General features: G+C 52.3%; 12 protein-coding genes. 6 read left to right on the top strand and 6 right to left on the bottom strand.

Features of this window, described 5'->3' with window-relative positions; genetic code table 11:
- Positions 1 to 291: 291 nt before the first annotated feature.
- The 3 genes from GA0061071_RS10835 to GA0061071_RS10825 form a co-directional block, all read right to left on the bottom strand.
- Positions 292 to 1,698 (bottom strand): aminotransferase-like domain-containing protein, encoded by a 1,407-nt coding sequence (locus tag GA0061071_RS10835; protein ID WP_061496005.1) that lies wholly within the window; start codon positions 1,696 to 1,698, stop codon positions 292 to 294.
- A gap of 84 nt (positions 1,699 to 1,782) precedes the next feature.
- Positions 1,783 to 2,736 (bottom strand): HNH endonuclease, encoded by a 954-nt coding sequence (locus GA0061071_RS10830; RefSeq protein WP_061496007.1) that lies wholly within the window; start codon positions 2,734 to 2,736, stop codon positions 1,783 to 1,785.
- The gene (locus tag GA0061071_RS10825; RefSeq protein ID WP_088237588.1) at positions 2,702 to 4,414 is read right to left on the bottom strand and encodes an AAA family ATPase; all 1,713 of its coding nucleotides are present in this window, start codon (positions 4,412 to 4,414) and stop codon (positions 2,702 to 2,704) included. The genes GA0061071_RS10830 and GA0061071_RS10825 overlap by 35 nt, the downstream gene beginning before the upstream one ends.
- A 276-nt stretch (positions 4,415 to 4,690) precedes the next feature.
- Between GA0061071_RS10825 and GA0061071_RS10820 the strand changes: the two genes are divergently transcribed.
- The 4 genes from GA0061071_RS10820 (at position 4,691) to GA0061071_RS10805 (ending at position 7,741) form a co-directional block, all read left to right on the top strand.
- Positions 4,691 to 6,028, top strand: coding sequence for a cytochrome ubiquinol oxidase subunit I (locus tag GA0061071_RS10820; RefSeq protein WP_088237589.1), 1,338 nt, complete (start codon positions 4,691 to 4,693; stop codon positions 6,026 to 6,028).
- Complete coding sequence (gene cydB / locus GA0061071_RS10815) at positions 6,028 to 7,038, top strand: cytochrome d ubiquinol oxidase subunit II (protein WP_088237590.1); 1,011 nt, start codon at positions 6,028 to 6,030, stop codon at positions 7,036 to 7,038. The genes GA0061071_RS10820 and cydB overlap by 1 nt, the downstream gene beginning before the upstream one ends.
- Positions 7,038 to 7,166 (top strand): DUF2474 domain-containing protein, encoded by a 129-nt coding sequence (locus GA0061071_RS10810; protein ID WP_071890023.1) that lies wholly within the window; start codon positions 7,038 to 7,040, stop codon positions 7,164 to 7,166. Before cydB ends, GA0061071_RS10810 begins: the two co-directional genes overlap by 1 nt.
- A gap of 110 nt (positions 7,167 to 7,276) precedes the next feature.
- Positions 7,277 to 7,741, top strand: coding sequence for a hypothetical protein (locus GA0061071_RS10805; RefSeq protein WP_245191418.1), 465 nt, complete (start codon positions 7,277 to 7,279; stop codon positions 7,739 to 7,741).
- Between the two features lie 53 nt (positions 7,742 to 7,794).
- On the opposite strand, the gene GA0061071_RS10800 is transcribed toward GA0061071_RS10805, so the two are convergent.
- Complete coding sequence (locus GA0061071_RS10800; protein WP_088237591.1) at positions 7,795 to 8,475, bottom strand: nitroreductase; 681 nt, start codon at positions 8,473 to 8,475, stop codon at positions 7,795 to 7,797.
- 96 nt (positions 8,476 to 8,571) lie between these two features.
- Between GA0061071_RS10800 and GA0061071_RS10795 the strand changes: the two genes are divergently transcribed.
- Both GA0061071_RS10795 and GA0061071_RS10790 read left to right on the top strand, forming a co-directional pair.
- The gene (locus GA0061071_RS10795; RefSeq protein WP_088237592.1) at positions 8,572 to 9,537 is read left to right on the top strand and encodes a LysR family transcriptional regulator; all 966 of its coding nucleotides are present in this window, start codon (positions 8,572 to 8,574) and stop codon (positions 9,535 to 9,537) included.
- Positions 9,538 to 9,607: 70 nt separating this feature from the next.
- Positions 9,608 to 9,817, top strand: a complete 210-nt coding sequence (locus tag GA0061071_RS10790) for a hypothetical protein (protein WP_088237593.1) — start codon at positions 9,608 to 9,610, stop codon at positions 9,815 to 9,817.
- 30 nt (positions 9,818 to 9,847) lie between these two features.
- Here the strand turns inward: GA0061071_RS10790 and GA0061071_RS10785 are convergent, their stop codons facing one another.
- Together GA0061071_RS10785 and GA0061071_RS10780 are read right to left on the bottom strand one after the other, a co-directional pair.
- Positions 9,848 to 11,806, bottom strand: a complete 1,959-nt coding sequence (locus GA0061071_RS10785; RefSeq protein WP_061496023.1) for a peptidase U32 family protein — start codon at positions 11,804 to 11,806, stop codon at positions 9,848 to 9,850.
- A 251-nt stretch (positions 11,807 to 12,057) separates the two neighbouring features.
- On the bottom strand, positions 12,058 to 12,630 hold the full coding sequence (locus tag GA0061071_RS10780) for a helix-turn-helix domain-containing protein (protein WP_088237594.1): 573 nt from the start codon (positions 12,628 to 12,630) through the stop codon (positions 12,058 to 12,060).
- Positions 12,631 to 12,683 lie beyond the last annotated feature (53 nt).

The raw sequence follows: 12,683 nt of genomic DNA, 5'->3' as shown, positions 1-12,683 counted from the left end.
CCCTTACTAAAAATAGTCGGCGGCCTGACGGGCTGAATGTCGCCCATCAGAAATTTCGCCAGGATGTGACTGACTCCGCATTACGTTAATTATGAAAATAATAAGCCGCGGTCTTTTAGAGTATAGACAAGGGGTTAGCGATGGCACGTTAATCTGTGTTGCTATTCACATTTCCTATGAATACACACAACGAAAGCGCAGAAAATAATGACGACGTAACCTCTGTTTACGCCGTCGCTATTTTTAAAATGAGAATGGTGTCTTCAGAAAATAAGAACAACTTGCCGACGTTTATTTCAACATGTCGCGGATTAATTCCCCCAGGCGAACGACCGCGCGTTCTTCTTTATCGCCCCACGACCAGGCACAATTAAAGCGGAAAAACGATCGCCAGTTATCCGTGGTCGAAAACATTTTGCCCGGCGCAATACTGATATGGTGTGCCAGCGCTCGCTGGCTCAGAACGCCCGCATCCAGACCGGCGGGCAATTCGAGCCATAAAAAATAGCCGCTTTCGTTACGGTAAATTTTCACCTCTGGCGGTAAATGGCGCAGCAATGCCTGCCAGGCCAGATGTTTACGCTCCGCAAGTTGCCTGCGCAGGCGGCGCAGATGGGCGTCGTAATGGTGGGTAGAGAGATAGTCCACCAGTGCCAGTTGCAGCGGAGAACTGGTAGATAAGGTGCTCATCAGTTGCAGTTGCTGAATGCGCTTCGCATGGCGACCTGCCGCGACCCAGCCCACACGAAACCCCGCCACCAGGCATTTGGAAAACGAGGAGCAGTGCAGCGTTATCTCCTGTTTATCCCACGCTTTGGCAGGCAACGGCTGTTCACGGCCGTAATAGAGTTCGCTGTAAACATCATCTTCAATCAGCGTGACGTTATGCGCGGCCAGCAGCGCGACCAGTCGCGCTTTTTTTTCCGCGCTGAGGGTAAAACCCAACGGGTTCTGGCTGTTGGTCATCAGCCAGCATGCCTTGACCGGGTACTCTGTCAGCGCCTGCGCCAGCGCATCCAGATCAATGCCCTCTTTCACATCTGTTGGTACCGACAACGCTTTCAGTTTCAGGCGTTCCAGCGCCTGTAATGCGCCATAAAAGCACGGGCTTTCAATAATCACCCAGTCGCCTGGCTCCGTGACGGCTTGTAAGCTGAGATTCAGAGCCTCCAGCGCCCCGGCGGTAATCACGATTTCATCTGGCGAGACATTCATACCCTGGCGGGCATAGCGCCGGGCGATAGCATGACGAAGCTGACTGTTGCCCGGTGGCAGGTTCTCTATCACGCTCATGGCGGCAGCGCTTTTGCTTACTTTCGCCAGCGAGCGATTAAGTTGCGGCATCGGGAACAGTTTGGGGTCCGGGAAGGCGGAGCCGAACGGCAACACGGAAGCGTCACAGCTTGCCTGTAACACGTCAAAAATATAGGTGTTGATATCCACCGCTTCATCGCGGGTCACTTTCATCTCCGGCGCGCGAGGCGTGCCCGGCGCGGGCGCTACGAAATACCCGGATTGCGGGCGGGCAATCACCCGCCCTTGGCTTTCCAGCAACTGGTACGCATGACCGACGGTCATAAAACTCAGCCCGCTGCTGGTGACCTGCTCACGCAGCGACGGCAGTTTCTCTCCCGGCCGCCAGACGCCCAGTTCAATCTGTTCACTGATTTGCTGCGCCAGGCGCTGGTATTTTTTCATATAACGGGAGCGTTCCTTTTCATATCAGTTATGAATATTACGACAAAAAACAGCGCCTGTTATAATTATGTTGCAAATAATCCTCTACAGCGGCACGTTTGCGGTCGCTCTGGCAACCGGCGCGATTGACGTCGCAGGCGGTGCGACCACCAGGCTTTTGTAGTAATCCATCACCGCCGTATTGCGAATTAATGCCACGTAATAGGCTGAAGCCCAGTGCGGATAATCAGGTTCGTTAATGCGTTCAGCCATGCCCACTGCCACCAGAGCGCTATCGCGTTGTGCCCGGCAGTAGCCGTCCACATTGACCGGGTTATGGGTCTGATTGCCTTTCTCAATAAAATTTTTGAGGTTGTTATGCTCCTGCCAACAATATTCCCGGATACGCTCAGCAATACGTAAACTATCAATATGCAATTTAATGCGTCTGCGATTTTCCTCCGACGTGTCAGGAGGAACAGTGAATGTCGGGTCACCTATTACCGTGACCGTATCCGGCTCAATACGCCTTAATGAGAGTTGAATGACAAAGCGTGTCCCTTCAAGGAGAGCGGAATAAAAGGGATGAATAAAAAAGCATCGCCTTTCATCGTCTGAATAATAGCGTTTGCTTTTAATTCGCGCGCAATATATGCATTGCGGAACTAAGTTATCGGGATAAATGGAAAACTCAGGCCAGTCACTTTCAGGGATAAAATGATCCAGCGTGTTAGGTTTTTCCGGGTAGCCACAATAAGGGCATTCAGAAAGGTCATTATTATTACGACGGCGCGATAACTCAGCACCCAGGTTTGCAGGTGCAGAATTGTAAAAATGGTTTAATAACTCTTTTTCAGGCCCAAAATCATCGCCATTCTTGAAAATACTGTTCGCTGGCCTGACTGTGTACCTTTGAATAATACGATCATACTGAGGGTAGCGAACACGTAAACGTGCAGAAATAGCATGCAACTGTGGAACTTTATCTTTGTCAGAATCCAGCGCCAGCGCTAACCAACTGTCATCATTCGGGATCCGCATATGGCTCAGTGCTTTCATCCCTGTCCCCCAACGTATAATGTGAATTATCCAGCTTGCTGAAAAGATATTGTTGTCCGTCTGAACCCAATTTCGGGAACAATATTCTTATTGCTTCTTCAGCAGAGTCATATTTCCTGATTTGCGCATCGATCTCTTCTTCAAACGGCTTGCTGCTGAAGTAATCGTTAAATGCTTCGCCAATGATCTGCTCAATAGACGCGGCAAAGGTTTCGCTTTGCGGTTGCATCACGCGTGTCGAACGCTGTGACGCGTTTCCTTCCTGCAAAATGGTGACGCGGTTTTTATGTATTTCTCGTACCATCAGCGCTGAGTGGGTGGCAATCACTGCATAGGAACGCGTTTCACGCAGCAGGGTTTTTAGCATCTTGATCAGGCCAATTTCCAGTTCCGGGTGCAGGTAAAGCTCCGGCTCATCAATCAGCACCAGGCTCTCATCCTCAATGTGGGCGATAAGCGGCGGTATCATATAGGCGTACATTAGCTGGCCTGAGCTCATGGCTTTTTCGTCGCCATTGCGAATAAAAGACAAGCCTGCTTTTAGATTGATGGCATCAAAGTCGATATCGTCGTTCGGATCAACGATGATCTGAAACCCATTTTTGTCGGTTAAGGCAATATGATCAAAGGAGAGCGCCCGGCGAAGGGTCTGCGTCAGCAGTGTAAACCGGGAGGTCTCTTTGAGTTTTGCAGAGACTTTTTCATGCTCAAGTATTTTTTGCAGCGCAATCACCGACTGCGCTTTTGGCCACTCGGTATCAAATACCCGTTGCGGGTTGCGAAAACCGATATAGGTATACGCGTCGAGCATTTTTATACGCCGGGCTTCTTCTTCTGACGAGCGAATCTGGATGGGTTCTAATTTTTCAATCTCATCGAGAATTTCTTCACGATGAGGGAAATTTTCAAAGGGGCTGAAAGCGGCGACAATGAGTTTGAGGAATTTACCATTGTTGGTTTTGTCTAATGAGATCCCGGCGATGCTATTGATGATTTCTTTCAACACCAGGGTCTTACCAAGCCCGTTTTTACCGATAATAATATTAATGTTATCGGTCAGCTCGCCACTGCGTCGGCGGCTGAAAGAAAATTTAACCGGTTCGAATGTCTCAGGTAGATCCAATTCTTCTATTGTCAGGTCTTGATGGGCTAAGTCGATAGCGCCAGGCGCAGCGATACTCACCCCTTTTGTTAATAAAGTTTCCGCTGTCGTTTTATTGCGCAGAAAGGCATTTTTATAACCGTTCCATGTTTTGAACCCTGTTTCACTATGAAACAGAGCGTAATAGCTGGCGTCGCATAAATTATTCAATAGCACCAGCGGTTCAAGACGATACTCCATTCTCAAGTAATTCAGCATCTTGTAGTAATCAATCTCATTGCCTAGCGAGATGATGTTATCGATGCGCATAAACCTTGATATATCATACAACCCTGAACGCACAATCTCGCCGTGCTCAGTAAAATAACTCGCGGTATTCATCCGGCTGCGACATAAAAATCGCGCCATACCAATATATTCTGTCTCTTGGCGACGACTGTGATAATGAACTGCAAACATCATCTCAAAGCCGAAATCATTCCACTGTGCGCTGTGGTTAGTGACGATATTATCCGGTACCAAATACAAACCCTCTGGCCCGTCAATCGCGAGTGAATTGCAAAAATAAACCTTCAACGTCCATCTCCTTCCGGTGAGAAGTCAGGCTTAACGGTTATGATCCATTCATAACCTGGTAAAATCTTAGAAGAGAATAAATCTAACACAGAGACATTTTGGCTACCACGCCACACGCCCTACCCGTATTGGCACTGAAACAGCATAGCTATATCAGATGCCACTAAACAGCATTATCAGAGCAACTGTTATGGAAAAATTTCCCTAATCTGTTTCTGCAAGTTCAGGCTCGCGCTCATTAACATAATCACCACAACGTTTGATTTGGGGTTGTGCATGTTTGGTTTAGACGCGTTTCACCTGGCGAGAATACAGTTCGCCTTCACGGTTTCTTTTCACATTATTTTCCCGGCGATCACCATCGGTCTCGCCAGCTTTCTGGCGGTGCTTGAAGGGCTGTGGCTGAAAACCCGCAACCCGGACTGGCGCACGCTCTATCACTTCTGGTCGAAAATCTTTGCCGTTAACTTCGGAATGGGCGTGGTTTCCGGGCTGGTGATGGCATACCAGTTTGGCACCAACTGGAGCGGTTTTTCCCAGTTTGCCGGCAGCATTACCGGACCACTGCTCACTTATGAGGTGCTGACGGCGTTTTTCCTTGAAGCGGGTTTTCTGGGCGTAATGCTGTTTGGTTGGAACAAAGTTGGACCGGGTCTTCACTACTTTGCCACCTGCATGGTGGCGCTCGGCACGCTGATGTCTACCTTCTGGATCCTGGCGTCCAACAGTTGGATGCATACCCCGCAAGGGTTTGTGATTGAAAACGGCCAGGTTGTGCCGGTCGACTGGCTAAAGGTGATCTTTAACCCCTCGTTCCCGTATCGTCTGCTGCATATGACCATTGCGGCGTTTCTCAGTAGCGCCCTGTTTGTCGGCGCTTCCGCTGCCTGGCATTTACTGCGCGGTAACGACACCCCCGCCATGCGAAAAATGTTCTCCATGGCGATGTGGATGGCGCTGATCGTGGCCCCGATTCAGGCGATGGTTGGCGATATGCACGGACTCAACACGCTGGAATATCAACCGGCAAAAATCGCCGCCATCGAAGGCCACTGGGAAAACCCGCCCGGTGAAGCCACCCCGCTGCTGTTGTTTGGCTTGCCGGATATGGCGCAGGAACGCACACGTTACGCACTGGCGATCCCGGCGCTGGGCAGCGTGATCCTCACCCACAGCCTGGACAAGCAGGTTCCGGCGCTGAAAGAGTTTCCTAAAGAAGATCGCCCTTACGCGCCGCTGGTGTTCTGGTCATTCCGCGTGATGGTCGGGCTGGGCGTGCTGATGATTGCGCTGGGCGTTGGCGCGCTGTGGTTGCGCTACAAACAGCGTTTGTACCAGTCTCGCCCATTTTTGCATTTTGCCTTGTGGATGGGGCCCGCTGGCTTGATCGCCATTCTCGCCGGGTGGGTGACCACCGAGGTTGGCAGACAACCGTGGGTCGTGTCCGGTTTGTTGCGTACGGCAGATGCGGTTTCGGCACATGGCGACCTGCACATGAGCATCAGCCTGCTGGCGTTTTTTATTGTCTACTGTTCGGTTTTTGGCGTCGGCTACAGCTATATGGTGCGCCTGATCACCCACGGCCCGCAGGCGTGGCATAAGGAGAGTCACTAATGGGTATCGATCTGTCGTTAATCTGGTTCGTCATTATTGTCTTCGCCACCTTGATGTACATCGTGATGGACGGTTTTGATCTCGGTATTGGCATTCTCTTTCCGCTGACGCGTGATGCCGATGAGCGGGATGTGATGGTCAACAGCGTTGCACCGGTCTGGGATGGCAATGAGACCTGGCTGGTGCTGGGTGGCGCGGGATTGTTCGGCGCATTTCCGCTGGCTTATGCGGTGATTGTGGATGCGCTGACCATTCCGCTAACACTGATGCTACTGGGGCTGATTTTCCGCGGCGTGGCGTTTGAATTCCGCTTTAAAGCCACGCCTGCACATCGACCGTTCTGGGATAAGGCTTTTTTGTCGGGCTCACTGCTTGCTACGTTTGCCCAGGGCGTAGTGGTTGGAGCGGTCATTAATGGCTTTTCCGTCACCGGGCGCAGTTACAGCGGCGGTGCGCTGGACTGGTTAACACCTTTCACCCTGTTTTGCGGGGTGGGCCTGGTGATCGCCTATGCCTTGCTGGGGGCAAGCTGGCTGGTGATGAAAAGCAATGGCCCGTTACAGGAAAAAATGCGTCATGCATCGAAGCGATTATTGCTGGCGCTGCTGGCAGTTATTGCTGTTATCAGCCTGTGGACGCCGTTGACACATGCGGCGATTGCCGATCGCTGGTTTAGTCTGCCAAACCTCTACTTCTTCTCACCGGTACCGCTGTTGGTGGTAGCGCTGAGTCTTTGGTTATGGCGTAGCCTCAACAATCCGGATTACCACACCTTGCCTTTTGTACAGACACTGTGGTTGATTTTCCTTGGTTTTAGCGGCCTTGGCATCAGTATCTGGCCACACATTATTCCGCCAGATATCACCCTATGGCAGGCGGCAGCACCCGCGCAGAGCCAGGGCTTTATGCTGGTCGGCGCGCTGCTGATCATTCCAATTATTCTGATTTACACGTTGTGGAGCTACTACGTGTTCCGCGGCAAAGTGCAACCTGGCGAGGGGTATCACTGATGAAACAAACCTTCCTGAACCGCTTGATTTGGATGCTATTAATCTGGGGTGGCAGCGTTATGGCGCTGTTCGCGGTCAGTATGGTTTTCCGGCTCCTGATGTCGGCGGCGGGGTTTAAATCACACTGACAATCGCGAAGCAACGATGATCACGGCTAGAAATAGCCGGGATCATTCACTACGCTTTTTTGTTATCTGATTTTGATTAGAGCCGCGCTTTTTCATGCAGTTAGGGAGAGATGATGATTAACCTTGTTCAGACGCCTTACGATCTCAACTCGGGCTATCCGATTGTTCGTCGCACGCTGGAAGACAAAAAGAAACTGGTCCGGCATGAGGGGTTTGGCCCGGAATCGTGCTGCGCGACCATTGAATACACGCTGCGCGGTAACGCCCGCTATGCGTTTGGTAATAGCCAGATGCAGGTCGAAATGCCACCAAATATCTACGCGCACAACTGGGTGAAACTGCACGGAGAAATGGCCGCGCTGATGGCGGCGATCCGGCGTATTGAACGCGCTGACAGCACCAACATCGTTCTGCCAATCACCAGTGCTTACATTGAACTGCGGCCTTGTGAAGCCAATTGTCTGCCAGCACTGCAAAACATCCTTCCCGACAACATCACCGTCTACTTCTCTTTTCTGCATCCCACACAAGTTGATCAATGGAAACAGAGCGCTCGCGCACTTTGTGCTGCTTGATCCCAGACAGAGACGCTAATGTTCGCGATTAGCGTCTCTGTAAACCTGCTGTTTTACCCGTGCATCACCACACTCTGTTCGACAGGAATACGCGGCATACGGACTTGCGCCGAAGGCGCGGTCGTATCGGCATAACCAAACGAGATGCCGAATAACAGGCGATAGTCGCTGGAAACACCCAATTCCTTTCTGATCATATCAGCGTGAAAGCCGAGCAGGGTTTGCGGGATCCCGGCAAAACCGCGCGCAGTGAGCGAAAGTAAAAAACTCTGCGCATACATACCGATGTCCGACGCCACACGGATGTTATCGCCAAACGATGGCATAAACAGAAACGCGGCGTGCGGTGCGTTAAAAAACTGATAGTTACGTAAATAAGCCTCTTTGCGGCAGATTTTATCGTCGCGGGCAATGCCGAGTGCCTCATAGTAAATGCGTGCCTGCTCATGGGCACGATCGAAATACTCCCCGTGAAAATCCTCATAGGAGAAGCTGAAATCCGGCGTCTGGACCCCCGCCAGATCGTTCGCGGTCATCAGTTTTCCCAGCCGCGTTTTCGTCTCTCCGGAAACCACATGCACGTGCCACGGCTGCGTGTTGCAGTTTGACGGTGAATATTGCGCATCCTGCAATACCGCGCGGATTTGCGCATCACTGAGCGGGGTGGGTAAAAACGCGCGGACGGAAGAACGCTGGCGAACGGTTTCATCAAATGCCAAAACTGTGTGATTCATCATACTCTCCGGTGCTTATCGTTCGCGTAGCTTAGCGATGAATTCTGTGCGTAAAAACACTACAATGCGCTATGGACCATTGCAGATTACGCAAAAATGAAATCACTCAGCCAGATTAGCGCCCGTTCGATGCACCTGTTTCTCGCCATTGTGCGTGAAGGGAATTTGTCGGAAGTGGCACGTAACGAAGGTCTTGCCGCGTCGTCGCTTTCACGTGTTGTTCAGCAACTGGAAGAGGCGCTGGAAACGCAATTGCTGTATCGCAACACGCGCGCGGTCATTGCCACCGATGCGGGTCATATCTATGCCGATGCTTTTCGTACCATGCTTCAGCAACTTGCCGATGCGCAAATACAGGTTGGCGAAAGGCGCGACCAACCCGGCGGCCGCATTCGCATTAACGCGCCGATATCCTTTGGCTTGCGGCATATTGGGCCGCGTATCAGTGAATTGAGCGAGCGTTACCCGGCACTGAACATTGAACTCAACCTGAATGATGACTACATCGACCCGTTTGCCGATGGGACGGATCTGCTGTTACGCATCGCCTCTTTGAAAGATTCAGAACTTCACGGCCGGCTGATCGCCAGCCAGCGTTGTCACCTTGTGGCCACACCCGCTTATCTTCGTCGTTTTGGACGACCAGAATCCCCGGAAGCGTTACAACAGCATCGGTTGCTGGCCTATCGTGGGAAAACGGGTCTGCAGCGCTGGCGTTTTCATACCGGTGAGCAGCATTATCAGTTTTCACCACAGGCAAAAATCGTCTCCGACAATGCCGAATTGTTACTCCAGGCAGCGAACAATGACGCCGGGATCCTGCTTTACCCGGACTGGCAGGTGGGTGAAATGCTGAATCGCGGTGAGTTGGTTGATCTGTTGCCGGAATTTTCACCGACCTACTCCGCGGCAGAGCAATCGCTGTGGCTGCTTTATCCTGGCGGGAGATACCCGTCGCTCAATACCCGCACAGTGATTGATTTCTTACTGGCGAGTTTCGGTTCGCCACCCTACTGGCGCTATCAAACGCCCTCTGCCTGGCATACTCCCACAGGGGGTTAACTCCATCATTCCTTCACTTTTTTGGCGTCAAATTCACGGCGACGCAATACAGAGTGAGAAAGGAAGTCGTATGAAAAAGATTGCACGCGTGTCTGCCATCCTGGCGGTGAGCGTCTCTTCGATGGTGTTTGCCGCAGACCATGAACCATTGCCGCCGGAAAACGCCCCGGGCCAGCAACACCACAAAGCAGAGAAAAAACCGCTGCCGCCGAAACATAAACCGGCGAAGCCGCCAAAGCGTGACGAGAAGAAACCCCCAATGCCCGAAGACCAGCGTTAAGCAAAACGGGTGGCTAAGCCACCCGTTCTTTTAGCGGTTTTTCGGCAGTGTTTTCAGCAACTCATCAGGGCTTATCGACGCCACCACGCTGCCGGAGAGCGGCATTTTCAGTATGTGGTTTTTAATCTTGCCCACCACGTGCATTTCGCACGGGCGGCAGTCAAATTTCAGCGTCAGCACTTCATCACCGTGGATCAACTGCATTGGCGTCGCGCGCCAGCTCTTGATGTTCCCTTTCGCCTGTTTCGGGCACAGGTTAAAGGCAAAACGCAGGCAATGCTTCGTGATCATCACCGGTACATCGCCCTTCTCTTCATGGGCTTCAAACGCAGCATCGATGAGCTGAACGCCGTAGCGATGATAAAACTCACGCGCCTTGTGGTTGTAAACGTTCGCCAGGAAAGAGAGGTGGGTTTCCGGGTAAACAGGCGCGGGTGTCGCCACGGGTTTACGGCTGCCGCGCTGGTAACTCGCCAGGCGCGCCTCTTCCAGCATCTCCACCGTTTCACGGCGCAGTTGATTGAGCAGACTGTTAGGCACAAATAACGCGCCTGGCAGGTTGACCGCTACCGTTTGTGCGTAATAGCGGGTTTGCCCCAGTTTACTCAGGCCCTCTTTCAGGTTTTCCCGCGCTTTTTCTGCATTATTGGCTTCGTCGAACTGCCCCTCCAGCGTATGCGTTACGCTTACGCCATCTTCGCTGGTCAGCGTCAGAATCAGTTGCTCCTGCCAGCCGCCAAGCTCAATATCCACACCAATACGCCGCTCGCTGGACGTTTTGAGTAGCGCCTGCTGCCAGTTATGATCGAGGTTACGGTTCAGCGGATGGTGCGGACGCAGGGTTTTCAGCAGTTCCGGCATTTCATTCGGGAAGACGCGATAGCGATTATCTCCCGTCTTTTCGGCTACATTGACGCGAAACCCGACCACTTCGCGTTTCACCAGCACGTTCAGGCCATCGCCATTCGCCAGCGGCTCGGTCACCGCCACATCGAGGTGATCTTTGCCCACTTTCAGCACTTCACCCACCGGCAGACCGATAAACTTCGGCGAATCAAATGCACCGATATCGCCTTTACGCGCATTAACGAAGTAGTCCGTACTACCGCGATGGAAGGTTTTGTCGGTCGACGGAACAAAGAAGTGCTCGGTACGCCCGGCGGATGCCCGCGCCAGGTCACCGCGATCGGCAATGATCGCATCGAGCATCTGGCGATAATGCGCGGTGATGTTCTTCACGTAGCTCATATCTTTGTAGCGCCCTTCAATTTTGAAGGAGCGCACGCCCGCGTCGATAAGCGCTGCCAGGTTGGCGGTCTGGTCGTTATCTTTCATCGACAGCAGATGTTTTTCATACGCTACCACGCGCCCCTGATCATCTTTCAGAGTGTAGGGCAAACGGCACGCCTGCGAGCAGTCGCCGCGGTTGGCGCTGCGTCCGGTTTGCGCATGAGAAATGTTGCACTGCCCGGAATAGGCCACGCATAACGCACCGTGAATGAAGAACTCAATGGTTGCATCCGTTGCGCTGTGAATGGCACGGATTTGCTCAAGGTTCAGTTCGCGCGCCAGTACGATCTGGCTGAAGCCGACATCGGAAAGAAATTTGGCTTTCTCAACGCTGCGAATATCGCACTGGGTACTGGCATGCAGCTCAATGGGCGGAATATCCAGCTCCAGCACCCCCATGTCCTGCACGATCAACGCATCAACGCCTGCCTGATAAAGGTCACCAATCAATTTCTGCGCCGGTTCCAGCTCGTCATCATGAAGAATGGTATTCAGCGTAATAAAGACTTTTGCACCGTATCGATGTGCAAACGGCACCAGATCGGCAATGTCGCGCAGGCTGTTTCCGGCGTTATGGCGGGCGCCAAAACCGGGACCGCCAATATAGACAGCGTCCGCGCCGTGAAGGATTGCCTCACGGGCGATAGCGGCATCGCGGGCGGGGCTTAACAGTTCAAGGTGATGGGGGTGCAGGCGCATACAATCGTCGTTATCCATTATGTGCAAAATGGCGGCTATTGTAGTCACAAGCGGGCCGTTTCACCACCTGCGACCGGGGGAATTTGCGTACGCTGGCAATGCAATGTTGAAATTGCTATTTCCGCTGCGTTTTGCTGAACAGTAAAGTGGTGACTCGGACACGCCTTGTCACGTTGTGTACCCGTGATAGTTCAGGTTGCAGGTGCATTACTGGCTTCCTGTCCCCTGCGTTATTTTGGGTCGTCTGATTGTTAATCGTCGTCGTTATTTGCCGCAGGCTTGCTTGCGGCTTTTTCTTTTGGATAGTGGATCAGCGACTGGAAATGCACCGTCTGCAATGTGCTATTGCGATAAGCGTGCGCCTCATCACCGGCAAAACGTACCCCCCTGCCAGCAGTTAATGTCTTCCACTGCCCGCTAATACACATATCCAGCGCGCCGCTAAGAACAACCACATGCTCAATCACCCCTTTCTCGTGCGGAGTGGACTCGCTTAACGCACCCGGTGCCAGGGTAATCGAGAACATGTCGAAATGCAGTTGTTCATCCCACGGGAAAATGGGAGTGACCACCATCGCCTGGCTTTCGGGATCGTACGCCAGCGGCGTTTCCCCTTCCGGCGGGGCAATAAAGGTTGAGAATGGCACATTCAGGCCAGTGGCGATCTTCCATAAGGTCGACACCGTCGGGCTGGATTCGTTGCGCTCAATCTGCCCAAGCATCGCTTTTGACACGCCTGTTTCTTCTGCTAAACGAGAAAGGCTCCAGCCGCGGTCCTGGCGTAAATTTTTTAGCGTTGCTGCCAGATAAAGCGTGAGATCCATGACTCCTCCTGATGACTTGTGCGCTATAACGCTCGATGATAAATTAGTCGGAT

The sequence above is a fragment of the Kosakonia oryzendophytica genome (assembly GCF_900094925.1).
Taxonomy (GTDB): domain Bacteria; phylum Pseudomonadota; class Gammaproteobacteria; order Enterobacterales; family Enterobacteriaceae; genus Kosakonia; species Kosakonia oryzendophytica.
Note: the sequence above shows the minus strand (reverse complement) of the source record. Positions and strands in the feature narration are given on the sequence as shown.

Coding starts and splice junctions, on each gene's coding strand:
- GA0061071_RS10835 (WP_061496005.1), bottom strand. CDS start 1,698: ATGAAAAAATACCAGCGCCTGGCGCAGCAAATCAGTGAACAGATTGAA.
- GA0061071_RS10830 (WP_061496007.1), bottom strand. CDS start 2,736: ATGAAAGCACTGAGCCATATGCGGATCCCGAATGATGACAGTTGGTTA.
- GA0061071_RS10820 (WP_088237589.1), top strand. CDS start 4,691: ATGTTTGGTTTAGACGCGTTTCACCTGGCGAGAATACAGTTCGCCTTC.
- cydB (WP_088237590.1), top strand. CDS start 6,028: ATGGGTATCGATCTGTCGTTAATCTGGTTCGTCATTATTGTCTTCGCC.
- GA0061071_RS10810 (WP_071890023.1), top strand. CDS start 7,038: ATGAAACAAACCTTCCTGAACCGCTTGATTTGGATGCTATTAATCTGG.
- GA0061071_RS10805 (WP_245191418.1), top strand. CDS start 7,277: ATGATGATTAACCTTGTTCAGACGCCTTACGATCTCAACTCGGGCTAT.
- GA0061071_RS10800 (WP_088237591.1), bottom strand. CDS start 8,475: ATGAATCACACAGTTTTGGCATTTGATGAAACCGTTCGCCAGCGTTCT.
- GA0061071_RS10795 (WP_088237592.1), top strand. CDS start 8,572: ATGAAATCACTCAGCCAGATTAGCGCCCGTTCGATGCACCTGTTTCTC.
- GA0061071_RS10790 (WP_088237593.1), top strand. CDS start 9,608: ATGAAAAAGATTGCACGCGTGTCTGCCATCCTGGCGGTGAGCGTCTCT.
- GA0061071_RS10785 (WP_061496023.1), bottom strand. CDS start 11,806: ATGCGCCTGCACCCCCATCACCTTGAACTGTTAAGCCCCGCCCGCGAT.
- GA0061071_RS10780 (WP_088237594.1), bottom strand. CDS start 12,630: ATGGATCTCACGCTTTATCTGGCAGCAACGCTAAAAAATTTACGCCAG.